This window comes from Helicobacter sp. T3_23-1056, from assembly GCF_053654535.1.
This window is the reverse complement of the sequence record NZ_JBSIUU010000086.1, coordinates 1-883: the sequence shown is the minus strand read 5'-3', so window position 1 is coordinate 883 and position 883 is coordinate 1. Positions and strand designations below refer to the sequence as shown.

Genomic DNA, 883 nt, shown 5'->3' with positions numbered 1-883 from the left:
GCGAATCTAAAAAAATATTAAGGTAGTGAAAAATGAAAATTGCATTGTTTATATTGCTTTTTGCAAGCTTTGGCATTATGCCAACGGCATTTGGCTTAGATAAAGACTCTTTACGACAAAAACAAAATATCATAAATGGCTCTTTTGTCAAAAAAATATACACCAACAAGCAATATTCTTGGGTTAATGATACCATATATGAGGGCAAAGGACGCGTAAGTGGTGTGCTAGTGTGGAGAACGGGCGTCATACAAGATATGGAAGGTTGGGGATTTAGAGAGCTGTTGTTTGTGCCTGATAGAAATAGCGTGTTTAATGATGATTATTTAAAATTTACGCTATGCCGAAGCGATGATGAAAAACACTCGACAAAGCACCATTGCCTAAATGACAATATAAACGCAAAAATATCTCACGCATTGGGGAAAAATTGGCTTGAAAAATATGCCTTGTCAGATTTTATGGTGAGGGCAGAAGTAGATATTTCTAATCATCAGCATTTTACGACAGATTGGATAGAGGGTGGCATAGATTATGTGGATTTCAAAAATCTTAATTTAACAGGCGAAATAAGACAAACATTTCATACAAAAGAGGAAATTATCGGTCTTGATTGGATTTCCAAAGATTCTTATATCAACTTGCGAGAATCGCCAAATGGCAAGATTCTCTATGCGATACAAAAAAATGAAGTCGTGCAATACGAAAAGAAATTTGACCATGACCGTGGAGAGTTTTGCATTCTAGTAATGTCTAGCGTACACAAAGGCAGAATCGCATTTTTAGGCAAAGATTCTACCAACCCCAAATGGTATAAAGTCGCCTATATCCCACCAAATGCCAAAGACACAAGCAAAGCAATCTATGGCGTGATTCATAGCTC

At 36.6% G+C, this 883-nt stretch carries 1 protein-coding gene; it reads left to right on the top strand.

Going from position 1 to position 883, the window contains the following annotated elements; all coding sequences use genetic code 11:
- Nucleotides 1–32 precede the first annotated feature (32 nt).
- Nucleotides 33–883: hypothetical protein (locus tag ACWIUO_RS13790; RefSeq protein ID WP_454178458.1), on the top strand; the 851-nt coding region annotated here is incomplete at its 3' end.